The following is a 16,137-nucleotide window of genomic DNA, read 5'->3' on the forward strand; positions in this document are numbered from 1 at the left end:
GGCAATTGTTATCCCGGGACGCAGTCAGTGGGTGATAACGTCCATTGGCAAGAGGGGAATAACCCAGACCGACAGCTAAGGCCCCCAAATCTAGTCTAAGTGAACACTAGAAAGGATGTGGCAGGTCATTGACAACCAGGAGGTTGGCTTAGAAGCAGCCATCCTTTAAAGAAAGCGTAATAGCTCACTGGTCAAGACAGGCCGCGCCGAAAATGTAACGGGGCTCAAGACTAGTGCCGAAGCTTCGGGTCATGCGTAAAGCGCATGGCGGTAGGGGAGCGTCCCAGTTGCAGCGAAGGTCGACTGTAAAGGCGGCTGGAGCGACTGGGAGTGCTGATGCCGAAATGAGTAGCGATAAAGGGGGTGAGAAACCCCCTCGCCGTAAACCCAAGGTTTCCTGGGTCAAGTTAATCTTCCCAGGGTTAGCCGGAACCTAAGCCGAGGCCGAAAGGCGTAGGTGATGGAAAGCAGGTTAATATTCCTGCGCCATCTTGTGAGCGTTGAACTAAGGGAGGACGGAGAAAGCTAGGCGAGCTGACCGGTGGTTGTGTCAGTCTAAAGGCGTAGGGGTGTCGCGTACGATTAAAGGCGCGGCAGCTATCCCCGAGACCCCATGGCGCCCCGTAAGGGGTAAGTCGCTGATGCTCTGCTTCCAAGAAAAGTCCCGTAGGGAGCTCATAGGGTGTCCGTACCGCAAACCGACACAGGTGGGTGAGGAGAAAATCCTAAGGCGCTTGAGAGAACTCTCCTCCAAGGAACTAGGCAAATTTCCACCGTAACTTCGGAAGAAGGTGGGCCTCTGGTAGGTGTAGGCGTACAGCCGAAGCCGAGAGAGGTTGCAGAGAAATGGCGGTAGCGACTGTTTACCAAAAACACAGGACTCTGCGAAGGCGACAAGCCGACGTATAGGGTCTGACTCCTGCCCGGTGCTGGAAGGTTAAGGGGATTCGTCAGCCGCAAGGCGAAGCGATGATCCGAAGCCCCAGTAAACGGCGGCCGTAACTATAACGGTCCTAAGGTAGCGAAATTCCTTGTCGGGTAAGTTCCGACCTGCACGAATGGAGTAACGACTTCCGCGCTGTCTCGGAGAGGGACTCAGCGAAATTGAAATAGCTGTGCCGATGCAGTTTACCCGCAGCAAGACGGAAAGACCCCGTGAACCTTTACTATAACTTGACAGTGACACTAGGGATTGACTGTGTAGGATAGGTGGGAGCCTTTGAAGCCGGGCCGCTAGGTTCGGTGGAGGCAACGGTGAAATACCACCCTGTTGATTTCTGGTGTCTAACCATGTCCCGTCATCCGGGATTGGGACACTGTCTGGTGGGTAGTTTGACTGGGGCGGTCGCCTCCCAAAAAGTAACGGAGGCGCGCGATGGTTCCCTCAGCCCGATTGGAAACCGGGCGGCGAGTGCAATGGCATAAGGGAGCTTGACTGCGAGAGAGACATCTCGAGCAGGTGCGAAAGCAGGTCATAGTGATCCGGTGGTCCTGAATGGAAGGGCCATCGCTCAACGGATAAAAGGTACTCCGGGGATAACAGGCTTATCTCCCCCAAGAGTTCACATCGACGGGGAGGTTTGGCACCTCGATGTCGGCTCATCGCATCCTGGGGCTGGAGCAGGTCCCAAGGGTTTGGCTGTTCGCCAATTAAAGCGGTACGCGAGCTGGGTTCAAAACGTCGTGAGACAGTTTGGTCCCTATCTGCTGTGGGCGTAGGATACTTGAGAGGCTCTGACCTTAGTACGAGAGGACCGGGTTGGAGGCACCGCTGGTGTACCAGTTATCTCGCCAGAGGTATCGCTGGGTAGCCATGTGCCGATTGGATAACCGCTGAAAGCATCTAAGCGGGAAACCGACCTCAAGACCAGGTATCCCGGGCGCAAGCCCCTGAAGACCCGTCGAAGACTACGACGTTGATAGGCCGGGTGTGTAAGCGTGGTAACACGTTGAGCTAACCGGTACTAATGGGTCGAGCGGCTTACTTTCCCCGTTCTCTTCCATGCCTCCTTTTGGGGCGTAAGGGACTCGGGGCCAAGGCCGAGGCTCGAGTGCGAAAGCACTCGCCCGGAAGACGCTTCTAAATAGGCACGGCGAGACTTCTTCTCGCAGAGAATTGAAACTTACCCTTTGTATGCACTGTCGCTTGTTTTCCGGTGGCTATGTCGGAGGGGTCCCACCCGTTCCCATCCCGAACACGGAAGTTAAGCCCTCCAGAGCCGATGGTACTTCGCGGGAAACCGCGCGGGAGAGTAGGTCGCTGCCGGATTCTTTTTGAGAACCCCCGTTGCCCTCGTGGCAACGGGGGTTTTCTTTTTTTGGCGTGTCTGTCTTTCGTGGCGCCACTCGTTCGGTACCAGAAAGACCGGAAAAACCTCCAGGCATTGCGTGGCGCGGCTGTTAGTCTCCCTGCGTCATTGCTGGCCACGCGCCGGAGGTCTTCCATGCCGAAAGTGAAGCTGGGTGGCGGTCTCTCTTCCACACCGTCGATTTCGCGTTCGTCGAGCTCGCCGTCCGTGGGCGGCGCCGAGAAGCGGAAGCGGACCGACGACGTGGGGAGCTCCTCTCCGGCGAAGAAGCCGAAGACGGACGAGGTGCCCAAGGACAACACCACCGAGGCCCGGTTGAAGCGGAAGTTCGTTCGGGATCAGCGGCGACAGGAGTCCGGCAGCGCCGTGGCGTCCCAGAGCGGCACCAGCAGCTTCCGGACCGATGCCGGCAGCCTGATGAAGAAGAACCCGAAGAACGAGGCGAAGACCCAGCTCGACACGCCGTTCGGTCCGGTGAATGCGAGCAAGTTTCCGACTTCGGACCCGGCGTTCAAGATCACCAGCGAGAAGAAGCACTACGGGAAGCAGGCCGTGGGGCACAAGTACTCGGACCTGGTGTCGGGACTGCAGAAGAGCGGCGCCTCCGACAAGGAGATCGCCACGGACCTCCTGAATGCGCTCGAGGGCAAGAAGCCGCAGAAGCTCACCAGCGGGGAGGCGAAGAATGCCGCGGCGAAGCTCTCCGCCATCACCCACGTGTCCGAGCCTCAGCGCGTGCTTGGCTCCGACAAGGCCGCGCGCGGCGTGCTGCGCATGGTGCAGGACGGGAAAATCTCCCTGGACGACGCCTTCAAGGGCGACACGCCCACCTTCCCGATGGCGAAGAACCCGGACTACATGCGCCGCACGGTGAACTACGAGGACAAGAACTACCGGAAGGAGACTCCCAAGCCGACGCAGTTCGACAAGCTTGGCGGGTACATGTCCGACAGCAGTGACGACGAGGGCTGACGTCGCCCTGGCCTGAGCGGCACGGAGAGCCTCACGTTCGCCGACGCCAGGTCCGGCTGCGGCGACGGGAGGACTCCGGGCCTGCACCCGGCCCTCCTCGAGGCCGAGCTCCACGGCGTCAGTCGCGAAGCCTCGCCGCGAGCCGGGTGAAGCGCTTCTGGGTGTCGCCGTTGCGCACCGCGATGCCCAGCGCCTTCTTGCTTCCCACCAACACCACCAGCTTCTTCCCGCGAGTCACGGCGGTATAGAGCAGGTTGCGCTGCAGCAGCGTGAAGTGCTGTGTGTGCAGGGGCAGCACCACGCACGGGTACTCGCTGCCCTGCGACTTGTGCACGCTGGTGGCGTAGGCGAGGACCAGCTCGTCGACGTCCGCCCAGGCGTAGGCCACCGGACGCCCGTCGTAGCGCACCACCAGGGACTGCTCCTCCTTGTCGATGGCCTCCACGCGTCCGATGTCTCCGTTGAAGACGCCGAGCTCGTAGTTGTTGCGCACCTGCATGACCTTGTCGCCCACGCGGAAGGTCCGGTGGCCGCGGGTGAGCTCCTCCCCGGAAGGGTTCAGGTGCTCCTGCAGCGTGGCGTTGAGATTCGCGGTGCCAATGAGGCCCCGGTTCATCGGGACGAGCACCTGCACCTCGTCCACTGGATGCAGCCCGAAGCGGCGGGGAATGCGCTCCTTCACCAGCGTCTTCACCGTCTCGAGGATGGCCTCCGGCGCCTCCTTCTCCACGAAGTAGAAGTCGGCCAGCGCGTCCGCGGGTGGGACCTGGGGAAGCTCTCCCTGGTTGATGCGGTGGGCGTTGGTGATGATGAGGCTCGCCTGGGCCTGGCGGAAGATGTGCTTCAGGCGCACCACCGGCACGTGCCCGGAGGCGATGATGTCCTGGAGCACGCTGCCCGGCCCCACGCTCGGGAGCTGGTCCACGTCCCCCACGAGCAGCAGCTGGCAGTGGGGCGGCAGCGCCTTCAGGACGTTGAGCATCAGGACAGTGTCCACCATGGACACCTCGTCGAGCACCAGCACGTCGGCTTCGAGCGGGTTGTTGCGATCTCTCAGGAAGCCGTGGGTGCGCGGGTTGTATTCGAGCAGCCGGTGGATGGTCTCCGCCTCACGTCCAGTCGCCTCGCCCATCCGCTTGGCCGCGCGTCCGGTGGGCGCCGAGAGCAGGAGCTTGCGGCCCTTCTTCTCCAGGATGGAGAGGATGGCGTTGACCAGCGTCGTCTTCCCGGTGCCCGGGCCGCCGGTGATGACCAACACCTTGGCCACCATCGCCTGGCGCACCGCTTCTTTCTGCTCGGGGGCGAGCGACAGTCCGTGGCTGGCTTCGAACCAGGCAATCGCCCGCTCTACGTCCACTTCCAGGGGACGCGTGGGCCAGGCGGCGAGCGCCTTGAGGAGGTTCGCGACGCCGACCTCCGAGACGTGCAGCGCCTTCAGGTACACCGCCTCAACGGCGTCCTCGGGACGGGGGTGGGCGAGGGCGCTGGCCCCCTCCACGGCGAGGTACTCGGCGGCGGCGAGCCGGGTAATGGCCGCCTCCACGAGCTCGGGCGTTACCTCCAGCATCTCCACCGTGCGCGTGGTGAGCTTGTCGCGCGGCGCGTAGAGGTGGCCTTCCTCGGAGAACTCTCGGAGCACGTGCAGCACCCCGGCCTCGGCGCGCTTGGGCGAGTGGGTGGGGACTCCCAGCGACTGGGCGATGCGGTCCGCAGTGCGAAAGCCAATGCCATACACGTCGATGGCCAGCCGGTACGGGTTGTCCTGCACCACGGGAATCGCCTGGGCGCCGTACTGCTTGTAGACCTTCACCGCGAAGCTGGCCGGCACTTCGTGCGACTGGAGGAAGACCATCACCTGGCGGATGTCGCGCTGTTCAGCCCACGTCTCGACGAGGAGCTTGCGGCGCTTCTCTCCGAAGCCCTTCACCTCGGCCAGCCGCTCGGGCTTCGAGTCGATGATGTCCAGCGTCTCGAGGCCGAAGTGCGCCACCAGGCGCTTGGCCATGGCCGGGCCCACGCCCTTCACCAGGCCGCTGCCCAGGTACTTCTCGATGCCCACCAGCGTCGCGGGCTTCACCGTGCCGTAGGAGACGACTCGGAACTGCTCCCCGTACTTCCTGTCCTGCACCCACTCGCCGGTGAGGCGCAGGGACTCCCCCGGCTGGGCGCCCAGGAGGTTGCCCACCGCGGTGATGGGGTCCTTGCGGCCATGGACCACCACCCGGACCACGCTCCAGGCGGCCTCCTCGTTGGTGTAGGTGATGCGCTCGAGGCTCCCCTCCAGCACAGTGGTGGGGCGCGGCGGTGCGCCGAGCTCACGGGCCGCCGGGGCCCCGTCCCGGACGGAGGGCAGGGCGCCGCCCGCCACGTCAGCGGTGTAGACCGGAGGAGGACGGGAGGCGGACATGTGGCCCCTGAAAATAACAGGGCATCCGACCCCTGCCGATGCGGCAAACGTCATCCAGTGCCGCGCGTGGCTGCCTGCCCGCCTCTCGGGCTCGTCGCCTCAGGCGTGTGACTCCCACTCAGGTCCAGGTCGCTCGCCGTCTGCCGCCCGGAATGGGGGCCGTGCCTCAAGGAGGCGCTACGCCCGCCGCCCGCCTGTCAGGCACCAGGTGACGTGAGCGGGGAGGGCGGACTGCGCGGGAAGCGCCGCCTCACCCCGGCCCGGAGTTCGCGAGCTGCTGGAGGTAGGCACGGAACATGTCCGCCAGCGCACCGGCACGTGCCTCAACGTCCTGCTCGGTGCGGTCCTCCTCCGAGAGCCGCTTCCCCATGGTGCTGAGTGTCATCATGACCATGTCACCCGCGAGCACCCGCTTCTCGTCCGGTACCGTGGGGAGCACCTCGCGCATGAAGGCCTGCACGACGCGCGTACCGTACACGCGTGGCTCCCGCGCCTCGGGTTCCTCGCGATAGCGCGGCGCCGCTTCGTCGAGCGCCATCCGCACCCGGGCCTCCTCGCACTCGGACCGGATGAAGGCGTGTACGAACTCACGCAGTCGCTCTAGCGGAGGCTGCGCCGAGTCCTCAAGGATTCCGCGCAGCAGCTCACCGGTCTGCCGCCACTCGTCGGCTTGCAAGCGGAAGAGGATGGCCGCCTTGTTCGGGAAGTATTGATACAGCGACCCGATGCTGATTCCCGCCTTCTCCGCGACGCGAATGGTGGTGAAGCGGTCCGCGCCTTCACGCGCCAGAACCTGAACAGCGGCGGCGAGGATGTCGGCGACGAGCTGCTCGGAGCGGGCCTGCCGGGGCTTCTTTCGCGAGGAAATGCGTGGGGTTGGGCGGGCCGTCACGAGGTGCCTCGGGAACGCGAATAGGAAACACGAGCAATCAATCGTACTCCTCGGTGCGGCGCAAGGACGCGCCCTCCACCTGATTGGGATTGCTCAATGAATACACTTTCCACCGCACCCCTCGCCCCGCTGCTCCATCATCTGTTCACCCAGGCGGAACAGGCCTCGGGTGCGAGCATCCAGGTCTTCGCCCAGATGCCGGACGAGGAGCGAACCCGGCTGCGGTCGACCAGGACCGACTACCTGAAGTTCTACGCGATGCTGAAGGACGACGCGCTCGCCGTCTCCCGCGAGACGGGCACGCTGCTCTACATGCTGGCGCGCTCGTGCCGCGCACGGACCATCGTGGAGTTCGGCACCTCGTTCGGCATCTCCACGCTGCACCTGGCTGCGGCGCTCCGAGACAACGGCGGCGGCCGGCTGATTACGAGCGAGTTCGAGCCGTCGAAGGTCGCCCGCGCACGGGAGAACCTCGCGGCGGGAGGGCTCGCGGACCTCGTGGAGCTTCGCGAGGGCGACGCGCTCCAGACGCTCGCCTCGGGCCTGCCGGAGCAGGTCGACCTGTTGCTGCTCGACGGCGCCAAGGGCCTCTATCCGGACATCCTCGCGCTCGTCGAGGGCCGCCTGCGGCCGGGGGCGTGGGTTCTCGCCGACAATGCGGACTGGAGCCCGGAGTACCTGGAGCGCGTCCGCTCGCCCCGGCACGGCTATCTGTCGGTGCCGTTCGCGAGCGAGGTGGAGCTGTCGATGCGGCTCGGGTGAGCCGCGTCCGGCCGGGCGGAAGGGGCGCGGGCTGACAGGGGCAGAGTGTCAGCGCCGGGGCTTCTGCTGCCCCGCGTTCGTCGCCTCGGCGGTGAGGCACATCACGGAGTACAGGTTCATGGTGTAGACGCTGTTCTCCGGCTCCAGGTCCGCGGCCTTCTGGAACAGCGCGGTGGCGCGCTCGTAGTCGCGGTGATGGTTCAGGAGGATCAACCCCATTCGGTTGTAGAGCGGCGCGGGCTTGGGCAGCAGGCCGATGCTCCGGTCCAGCAGGTCCAACGCCTCCGCCATTCGCCCCTCCTTCTCCAGTTTGACGACGCGCTGGAGCACCTGCTCGCTGGAATCCTCGGCGCGAGGCAGGGCGGACGCGGTCGCCGTCCGCGCCGGAGGAGGACGCGCCGCCCCCGGCGTCACGGCCGGCATGGCTGCCGGAGCGCGCGTCGCCGAGGCCATCGGCGCCGTCGCCCGGGCCGGAGCTGGAGCCGGAGGCGCGGGCTTCGCTTCACCCAGCGGATCCGCCACCGGCGCCTGCGCGGACGCCAGCGTGCCCACCAGCTTCGTCACCCCGCGCTCCGACAGCGACTCGAAGATGGCGCGCAGCTCCAGCTCCGTCACCTGCGCGATGAGCGCCATCTCCTCCAACGACGTCCGCCCGTCCACGAACGACAGCAGGTACGCCTCGAACGGGCTGAGCGGTCGGTTCATGATGTCCATCCCGACCGCGATGACCGGCCGCACCGCCGGCCCCTTCGTGTTCGCCTGGGCCTGCGCCTGGAACGACACCACGCGCGTCGCCTCCTCCTGCGACGGCCGGGGCACACCGCGCACCCCCGTCTGCTCGGGCTTCGTGAGCAGCGCGCGCACCAGCGACACGTTGTCCCGGGGCGGCAGGTCGTCCACGCCGCGCACCAGCAGGAGCTCACAGCGCGCGCACTGGAAGTCTCCCGGCCGGCTCGACGCGCCACAGTGCGGACACGTCTGGTCGTCCGGCGGGTGCTCGAAGGCCTGCGCGTCCGCGTAGTAGTGCTTGCGGATGGCGGCCCGGATGGACCGGCGCACCGCGATGAACGGCAGCACCTGCGCCACGCCCACCGCCCTGGCGATCTCCTCCAGCGCTCGCTGCCGTTGCGGCTCCGCGATGGCCACGTAGAGCGTGTCCTGCGCGAGGCGCAGCGGCACGAAGTCGAAGCCCTCCGCCAGCCGCACCGGCACTCGCTCCAGCACCGCGGGCTCCACCTTGGCCTGCGCCAGCTTCTCCGTGGACACGAAGCGCGTCTTCAGCTCCTGCGCCAGCACGCGCAGCACCGGCGTCTCGTCCACGCCCAGCCGCACCAAGCACTCGCCCAGCTTCTGCCCCGTCTCCTGCTGCCGCGCGAGCGCCCGGGACAACAGCTCCGGCGTCAACACTCCATCCAGGACCAGCTGCTCACCAAGCTTGCGCGCCATGCCGTGATTCAAGGACGTCCCGGCCCACGCCGTCCACCGCCCACTCTCGAAAACGCCCGTTTCCCCTGTGGATTGCCGGGCTCTCAATGGCGAGGAGTACGGGACTCGAGCCCGTACTCCCACGGCACGACGCGCCTCACCCCGGCGTGAACCAGAGTACCGACAGCGGGGGCAGGGTGATCGCCGCGGAAGCCGGCTGACCGTCCCAACCCGTGGGCTCGGTGTGGATCTGCCCCATGTTCCCCTGATTCGAGCCGCCGTACTCGCCGGCGTCCGAGTTGAGGATCTCCACGTAGCTTCCGTGCAGCGGGAAGCCCACGCGGAAGCCCTCGTGCACCGTGGGGGACAGGTTGGCGATGCACACCACGTGGCGCCCCGGCTGGCGCGAGCGCCGCACGAAGGCCAGCACGTTCACCGCCGCCGAGTCCGGCTGCAGCCACTGGAAGCCCACCGGCTCACTGTCCGCGTCGTGCAGCGCGGGCAGTTCCTTGTAGAGCCGGTTCAGCGAGGCCATCAGCTTCATGATGCCCTCGTGCCCCGGGTCGTGCGTCAGGTGCCAGTCCAGGCTCTTGTCGTGGTTCCACTCCGCCGGCTGGCCGAACTCGCCGCCCATGAAGATCAGCTTCTTTCCGGGGTGCGCCCACATCCACGCGAAGAGCGCACGCAAGTTGGCGCGCTTCTGCCACGGGTCTCCCGGCATGCGCCCGTACAGGCTGCCCTTGCCGTGCACCACCTCGTCATGGCTCAGCGGGAGCATGAAGTGCTCGCTGAACGCATACAGCAGGCCGAAGGTGAGCTGGTTGTGGTGGTACTGCCGGTAGATGGGGTCCTTCGAGAAGTACGACAGCGTGTCGTGCATCCAGCCCATGTTCCACTTGAAGTGGAAGCCCAGGCCGCCCTCGCTCACCGGGTGGCTCACCTTGGGCCAGGCCGTGGACTCCTCCGCAATCACGACGACGCCCGGGTACTTGCGGCGCACCGTCTCGTTCAGCTCGCGCAGGAACTGGATGGCCTCTTCATTCTCGCGGCCCCCCCAGCGGTTGGGAATCCACTCGCCCTGCTTGCGGCTGTAGTCGAGGTAGAGCATGGACGCGACCGCGTCCACGCGCAGTCCGTCGATGTGGTACTCCTCGATCCAGAACAGCGCGTTGGCGATGAGGAAGTTGCGCACCTCGTTGCGGCCGAAGTTGAAGACCAGCGTGCCCCAGTCCGGCTGTGCGCCCTTGCGCGGGTCCGCGTGCTCGTACAGCGACGTCCCGTCGAACTGCCCCAGCGCATGCACGTCCCGCGGGAAGTGACCGGGCACCCAGTCCACCAGAACGCCGATGCCCTCCTGGTGCAGGTGGTCCACCAGGTAGCGGAAGTCATCCGGATGGCCGAAGCGCGCCGTGGGCGCGTAGTAGCCGCTCACCTGGTACCCCCAGGAGCCTCCGTAGGGGTGCTCCGACACGGGCAGCAGTTCCACGTGCGTGAAGCCCAGGTACTTCACGTACTCGGCCAGCGCAGGGGCCAGCTCGCGGTACGTCATGGGCCGGTCGCCGTCCTCCACCACGCGGCGCCAGCTGCCCAGGTGCACCTCGTAGACGCTCCAAGGCTGGTGCGTCACGTCCTGCTTCTGCTTGCGCGACTCGAGCCACTCCGCGTCCGCCCAGCGGTAGCGGTCCAGGTCGTGCACCACCGACGCGGTGGCCGGCGGCACCTCCGCCCGGAAGGCGAACGGGTCCGACTTCAGCACGCGCGTGCCCCCATGGCCGGGGCGAATCTCGAACTTGTAGCGCGCGCCGTCGCCCACCTCGGGGACGAACAGCTCCCAGATGCCCGACGCGCCCATGCGCCGCATGGCATGCAGCCGGCCGTCCCAGCCGTTGAAGTCACCCACCACCGACACACCGGCCGCCGTGGGCGCCCACACCGCGAAGGACACACCCCGCACTCCGTTGTGGTGGATGAGATGCGCGCCCATCTGCTCCCAGAGGCGCTCGTGCTTGCCCTCGCCCGCGTAGTACAGGTCCATCTCCCCCAGCGTGGGGAGGAAGCTGTAGGGATCTCTCAGCTTGAAGACCTTCTTGCCGGGGTACTCCACTTCCAGCAGGTAGGTGAAGGGCTGCTCCTTGCCATTCACGCGCGCCTCGAAGACGCCACCCATCCGGTGCGTCATCGCGATGCGGCCGCCCGTCTCGGGCACCACGTTGATGGCTACGGCGTCCGGCCGGAAGGCACGAATCACCACGCCGTCGCCATCCGGATGGATGCCCAGGATGGAGTGCGGCTCCGGGTGTCTCAGCTCGATGACACGCTGAAGCTCCGCGTCGACCTGGGCCTTGTCGGCTGGCTTCCTCACTTGGAATCCTCCATGCGCAAGAGGGCCTGGACGGGGATTCGCACCCAGTCCGGCCGGTTCTGCAGCTCATACCGTACTTCATAGAGGAGCTTTTCCAGCTCGAACGCCCGCAGCATCACGTCGAACGTGGCGTCGTCCGTCGGCAGGTACTTCGCCCCGCGCGTGGCCTTGCGGTAGCCCTCCAGGAAGGCCGCGCGGCTGGGACCCACACGGCCGCGCGGCTCGCCGCCCTCCAGCGCCACCGTGGCCTCCGCGTAGTCGAACGAGCGAATCATCCCCGCCACGTCGCGCAGCGCGCTGTACTTCTCCCGGCGTGCCGTGAAGCTCCGCGCGGGCTCGCCCTCGAAGTCGAAGATGAGCCACTGGTCCCTGGCCCGCAGCACCTGGCCCAGGTGCAGGTCCCCATGGATGCGAATCTTCTGCCCCGAGGGCGCCACGTGCGCCAGCCGCTTCGCGTACTCGATGAGCGAATCGCGCCGGCCCTCCAGGTCCGGGTTCAGCCGGGCCGCATCCGCCAGTGTCACGCCCAGCTCGCCCACGATGGAGGCGCTCCAGCGCTGCAGGTCCTCCTGGAGGAGCGGCTCGGGGGCGAAGGCCGGCTCGTCCGCGGAGGCCGAGGCGAAGGCATTGTGCAGCTCGCCCAGGCGCACACCCAGCTCGCGCATCTCCCCGAGGAAGCGCTCGCCCAGCGCCCGCTCCTGGCGCAGCCGGTCCAGCGTGTACTTCCACCCGTCTGTCGCGTCCGGCACGAAGCGGTGGGCCACCGCCACGGTGGCGCCCGCCGCGCCCTCCAGGTGCAGCGCCCCCAGCAGCGTGGGCGTGGCCCGGAAGGACGTCTTCGTGGCGAGGAAGCGGCCCACCTCGTGCTCCGGGCTCACTCCCGCCTCGAGCTTGCGGATGATCTTGAGGATGACCTGCTCGCCCAGCACGACGGAGGTGTTGCTCTGCTCCACCATCAGCCGACGCACCGTCAGCGGAGAGGGAAGGGCCATCAGCGTCTCGGGCCCGCCTATCCATTCCCCCACCAGTCGGCCGGAGGCGGAGCTGATACCGCCGCCCTCGCGCATGACCTTGAAGAGGGCGCGCAGGCACTCGTCGTCCTCGAGCGCGTCGCGCACGCCCTCCGCGGTGGGTTTCACCGGCAGCAGGTAGCGCTCCGGGCTGCCCAGCTCGTACACCACCTCCACCACGGCGAGGGTGAAGGAGCAGGGCCCGAGCTCCATGGCCGCGTGGTCCACCACGCTCACATGCTTGATGGGCCACGCCTTGCCGCTGAACCAGCGCTGGTGCTTGAGGTACTCCGGCAGCTTCGTCAGGTCGAGGGTCGTCACGGCAGGCTCCTCCCCGCGGACGGCTTGTCCAGCCGGAACCACAGGAACATGAAGGGACCGAGGGAGAGCTGGTAGGGCAGGGTGCTGATGCGGGGGAAGGGCGTCTCGCCGATGAGCTCCACCGGCACCTGCCCTTCGTACTCGCGCAGGTCCAGCACGGCCGGCTGCGCGAAGCGGGACAGGTTGCACACCACCATCACCGTCGTGCCCTCGTACTCGCGCACGAAGGACAGCACCTTGCGGTTCTCCGTCGGCAGGAAGCGCAGGGTGCCCAGCGCGAAGACGGGGTAGCGCTGGCGGATGCGAATCATCCGCTTCACCCAGTGCAGGAGGCTGGACTTCACGCGCTCCTGCGCCTCCACGTTGATGGACTGGTAGCCGTAGACCGCGTCGGCGATGACGGGGGCGTACAGGCGCGCGTAGTCCGCGCGGCTGAAGCCCGCGTTGCGGTCGCTCGTCCACTGCATGGGCGTGCGCACGCCGTTGCGGTCGCCGAGGTAGATGTTGTCGCCCATGCCTATCTCGTCCCCGTAGTACATGACGGGTGTGCCGGGCAGGGTGAAGAGCAGGCTGTGCATCAGCTCGATGCGCCGACGGCCGTTGTCCATCAGCGGGGCGAGACGGCGGCGGATGCCCAGGTTGATGCGCATCCGCGGGTCCGTGGCGTACTCCCGGTACATGTAGTCCCGGTCCTCGTCCGTCACCATCTCCAGCGTCAACTCGTCGTGGTTGCGCAGGAAGATGGCCCACTGGCAGTTGTTCGGGATGTCCGGCGTCTGCTGCATGATTTCCACGATGGGCGTCCGGTCCTCCTTGCGGATGCCCATGAAGAGGCGGGGCATCACCGGGAAGTGGAAGCCCATGTGGAACTCGTCGCCGTCGCCGAAGTAGACGCGCACGTCGGCGGGCCACTGGTTGGCCTCCGCGAGCAGCATCTTTCCCTGGTACTCGGAATCAATCGTCTTGCGCAGCTTCTTGAGGAAGGCGTGCGTCTCCGGGAGGTTCTCGCAGTTGGTGCCCTCGCGCTCAAAGAGGTAGGGCACGGCGTCGCAGCGGAACCCGTCCACGCCCATGTTCAGCCAGAAGCGCATGACGTCCAGCATGGCTTCCTGCACTTCGGGGTTGTCGTAGTTGAGGTCCGGCTGGTGGCTGAAGAAGCGGTGCCAGAAGTACTGCTTGGCCACCGGATCCCACGTCCAGTTGGAGCGCTCGGTGTCGACGAAGATGATGCGGGTGCCCTTGTAGATTTCGTCCGAGTCGCTCCAGACGTACCAGTCGCGCTTGGGGCTCTTCGGGTCGCTGCGCGCCTCCTGGAACCAGGGGTGCTGGTCGCTGGTGTGGTTGACGACCAGCTCGGTGATGAGACGGATGCCGCGCTTGTGGGCCTCGTCCACCAGCCGCTGGAAGTCCGCGAGCGTGCCGTAGTCCGGGTGGATGCCGTAGTAGTCCGCGATGTCGTAGCCGTCATCGCGGAGCGGCGAGGGGTAGTGCGGCAGCAGCCACAGGCAGTCCACGCCCAGATCTTGAAGGTACGGCAGCTTTTCAATCAGGCCCGGGATGTCCCCGTGGCCGTCGCCGTTGGAGTCGTGGAATGCGCGGAGGTGCAGCTCGTAGATGAGGGCCTTCTTGTACCAGAGGGGATCCAGTTCCATACGCCTCTCGGGTGTCACTCGTAGTAGTCGAACGCGTGCTCGGTGCGGCGGAAGCGGTACACGGCCCACACGGCCGCGGGTTGCTCGGGCGTGAGGCGTACCTGCACGTCAGGGCCCTGCCAGAGGGAGCGCTGGTCCGACATCAGCTCGTGCACCTGGTACGTCTCCTCCGGCTTCGCGCCCAGCCACTCCATGGGCACGTGCAGCAGCGCCTCCTGCGGCGTGTACGGGTCCAGGCTCACCGCCATGAGCACCGTGCTCAGCCCGTCCGGAGAGCGCTTGCCGTAGAAGAGGATGCGCTCGTTGTCCGACTCGAAGAACTCGAGCGTGTCGTAGTGGCGCAGCGCGAGCTGGGTGCTGCGCGCGGTGTTGAGGCGCGCAATCCAGTCCTTGATGTTGCCGGGCCGGTCCAGATCCCACGCGACGAGCTGGTACTTCTCCGAGTCGAGGTACTCCTCCTTGCCCGGCAGAGGCCGGCCCTCGCCCAGTTCGAAGCCGCAGTACATGCCCCACACGGAGGAGAGGGTGGCCGCCAGCGCCGCGCGGAGGCGGAAGGCGCCGGGCCCGGCGTTCTGCAGAATCTCCGGGAGGATGTCCGGCGTGTTGGGCCAGAAGTTGCCGCGGAAGTAGTCCGACACCGGCGGGTGCGTGAGCTCCTCCAGATACTCCTGGATCTCCTCCTTGAAGTTGCGCCAGGTGAAGTAGGTGTACGACTGGCCAAAGCCCACCTTGGCCAGGGCCTTCATCACCTTCGGACGGGTGAAGGCCTCGGCGAGGAAGATGACGTCCGGGTAGACGTCCTGGACGCGGCGGATGAGCCACTCCCAGAACTGGGTGGGCTTGGTGTGCGGGTTGTCCACGCGGAACGTCCGCACGCCCTGCTTCACCCAGTGGACGACGACGGATTCCAGCTCGGCCCAGAGCGCTTCACGGGCCGGCCCCATCCAGTCGAAGTTGACGATGTCCTCGTAGCGCTTGGGCGGGTTCTCCGCCGTCTTGATGGTGCCGTCCGGGCGTTTCTGGAACCACTCCGGATGCTCCTTCACGTACGGGTGGTCCGGCGAGCACTGGAAGGCGATGTCCAGCGCCACCTCGATGCCGTGCGCCTGGGCCGCGTCCACGAAGTGGCGGAAGTCCTCCAGCGTGCCGAGCTTCGGATGCACCGCCTTGTGGCCACCCTCCGTGGCGCCGATGGCCCAGGGGCTGCCCACGTCGTCCGGGCCCGCCTTGAGGCTGTTGTTCTTCCCCTTGCGCGCGGTGCGGCCAATGGGGTGGATGGGCGGCAGGTAGATGACGTCGAAGCCGAGGCGCTGGATGTACGGCAGCCACTCCTCGGCGTCCTTGAAGGTGCCGTGCGTCTTCCCGTCGCGCTTCGCGGAGCGGGGAAAGAACTCGTACCAGGCGCCGAAGCGCGCCTTCTCCCGGTCCGCGAACACCTCCAGCACCTTGTCGTAGCGCTTCGCCAGCGTGCGGTCCGGGTACGTGGAGGCGATGGTGGCCAGCTCGGGCGCGAGCGCCACGGCGATGAGCTCCGGCTCGGCGGGGCCGCGCAGGCGGGCGGCGGCCTCGGCCAGCACCCGCGCGTCGCCCTCGCTGGCGGGCCGGGCCCGGGCGGCGGCGGACTCCAGCAGCGCGGCGCCCTCCAGGAGCTCGCTCTTCACGTCCCGGCCGGCGTCCACCTTGCGCTTCAGCTCGGACGCCCAGGTGCGGAAGAGATCCGGCCAGGCTTCAATCGTGTATTGATAGCGGCCGTTGTGGGCGAGGGGGAAGTCGGCCTCCCAGAGGTCATTGCCCAGAAAGCGCATGGGCACCTCCTGCCAGTCCGTCACTTGTGACCTGGGCGTGACCTGTTTCCAGCGGACGACTGCGACGAGGACGTCGTGGCCCTCCTTGAAGACGTCGGCCTTGACGGTGAGGCGCTCTCCGGCGACGCGTTTGACGGCATGCCGGCCCGCGTCCAGCTCGGGTCGGACTCCCTCGATGAACACGCTTCCGATTCGTTCGGTCATAAAGGCTGTCGGCCCT

9 protein-coding genes and 2 rRNA genes (1 of these 11 running past the window's edge) are annotated in these 16,137 nt (G+C 66.5%); 4 read left to right on the forward strand and 7 right to left on the reverse strand.

All coding sequences use genetic code 11. From position 1 onward, the window contains the following. From OV427_RS45460 to OV427_RS45470, 3 genes are all read left to right on the forward strand, one after another. Positions 1 to 1,989, forward strand: a 23S ribosomal RNA gene (locus OV427_RS45460); it begins 975 nt to the left of the window's first position. 163 nt (positions 1,990 to 2,152) lie between these two features. Beyond that, positions 2,153 to 2,269 (forward strand): 5S ribosomal RNA (gene rrf, locus OV427_RS45465). Positions 2,270 to 2,444: 175 nt separating this feature from the next. After that, on the forward strand, positions 2,445 to 3,281 hold the full coding sequence (locus tag OV427_RS45470) for a hypothetical protein (RefSeq protein ID WP_267862493.1): 837 nt from the start codon (positions 2,445 to 2,447) through the stop codon (positions 3,279 to 3,281). A gap of 118 nt (positions 3,282 to 3,399) precedes the next feature. On the opposite strand, the gene OV427_RS45475 is transcribed toward OV427_RS45470, so the two are convergent. Beyond that, a complete protein-coding gene (locus OV427_RS45475) occupies positions 3,400 to 5,688 on the reverse strand; it encodes an ATP-dependent RecD-like DNA helicase (RefSeq protein ID WP_267862494.1) in 2,289 nt (762 codons plus the stop codon). 250 nt (positions 5,689 to 5,938) lie between these two features. After that, positions 5,939 to 6,580 (reverse strand): TetR family transcriptional regulator, encoded by a 642-nt coding sequence (locus tag OV427_RS45480; RefSeq protein WP_267862495.1) that lies wholly within the window; start codon positions 6,578 to 6,580, stop codon positions 5,939 to 5,941. A 96-nt stretch (positions 6,581 to 6,676) separates the two neighbouring features. Here OV427_RS45480 and OV427_RS45485 point away from each other — a divergent pair, with 96 nt between their 5' ends. Next, entirely contained in the window at positions 6,677 to 7,342 is a 666-nt protein-coding gene (locus OV427_RS45485; protein ID WP_267862496.1) for an O-methyltransferase, read from the forward strand. A gap of 48 nt (positions 7,343 to 7,390) precedes the next feature. On the opposite strand, the gene OV427_RS45490 is transcribed toward OV427_RS45485, so the two are convergent. The 5 genes from OV427_RS45490 to OV427_RS45510 all read right to left on the reverse strand — a co-directional run bounded on the left by OV427_RS45490 (position 7,391) and on the right by OV427_RS45510 (position 16,121). Further along, complete coding sequence (locus OV427_RS45490; RefSeq protein ID WP_267862497.1) at positions 7,391 to 8,788, reverse strand: general secretion pathway protein GspE; 1,398 nt, start codon at positions 8,786 to 8,788, stop codon at positions 7,391 to 7,393. Positions 8,789 to 8,924: 136 nt separating this feature from the next. Continuing rightward, the gene (glgB, locus tag OV427_RS45495) at positions 8,925 to 11,129 is read right to left on the reverse strand and encodes a 1,4-alpha-glucan branching protein GlgB (RefSeq protein ID WP_267862498.1); all 2,205 of its coding nucleotides are present in this window, start codon (positions 11,127 to 11,129) and stop codon (positions 8,925 to 8,927) included. Then, a complete protein-coding gene (locus tag OV427_RS45500) occupies positions 11,126 to 12,460 on the reverse strand; it encodes a phosphotransferase (protein WP_267862499.1) in 1,335 nt (444 codons plus the stop codon). The genes glgB and OV427_RS45500 overlap by 4 nt, the downstream gene beginning before the upstream one ends. Then, on the reverse strand, positions 12,457 to 14,112 hold the full coding sequence (treS, locus tag OV427_RS45505; protein WP_267862500.1) for a maltose alpha-D-glucosyltransferase: 1,656 nt from the start codon (positions 14,110 to 14,112) through the stop codon (positions 12,457 to 12,459). The genes OV427_RS45500 and treS overlap by 4 nt, the downstream gene beginning before the upstream one ends. A 14-nt stretch (positions 14,113 to 14,126) precedes the next feature. Next, complete coding sequence (locus OV427_RS45510; RefSeq protein ID WP_267862501.1) at positions 14,127 to 16,121, reverse strand: alpha-1,4-glucan--maltose-1-phosphate maltosyltransferase; 1,995 nt, start codon at positions 16,119 to 16,121, stop codon at positions 14,127 to 14,129. Between the last annotated feature and the right edge of the window lie 16 nt (positions 16,122 to 16,137).

Source organism: Pyxidicoccus sp. MSG2 (genome assembly GCF_026626705.1).
Classification (GTDB): Bacteria; Myxococcota; Myxococcia; order Myxococcales; family Myxococcaceae; genus Myxococcus.

Excerpts from the sequence above, each read along its gene's own strand:
- OV427_RS45510 (WP_267862501.1), bottom strand. The coding sequence starts at position 16,121 with ATGACCGAACGAATCGGAAGCGTGTTCATCGAGGGAGTCCGACCCGAG.
- OV427_RS45485 (WP_267862496.1), top strand. The coding sequence starts at position 6,677 with ATGAATACACTTTCCACCGCACCCCTCGCCCCGCTGCTCCATCATCTG.
- OV427_RS45475 (WP_267862494.1), bottom strand. The coding sequence starts at position 5,688 with ATGTCCGCCTCCCGTCCTCCTCCGGTCTACACCGCTGACGTGGCGGGC.
- OV427_RS45490 (WP_267862497.1), bottom strand. The coding sequence starts at position 8,788 with ATGGCGCGCAAGCTTGGTGAGCAGCTGGTCCTGGATGGAGTGTTGACG.
- treS (WP_267862500.1), bottom strand. The coding sequence starts at position 14,112 with ATGGAACTGGATCCCCTCTGGTACAAGAAGGCCCTCATCTACGAGCTG.
- OV427_RS45470 (WP_267862493.1), top strand. The coding sequence starts at position 2,445 with ATGCCGAAAGTGAAGCTGGGTGGCGGTCTCTCTTCCACACCGTCGATT.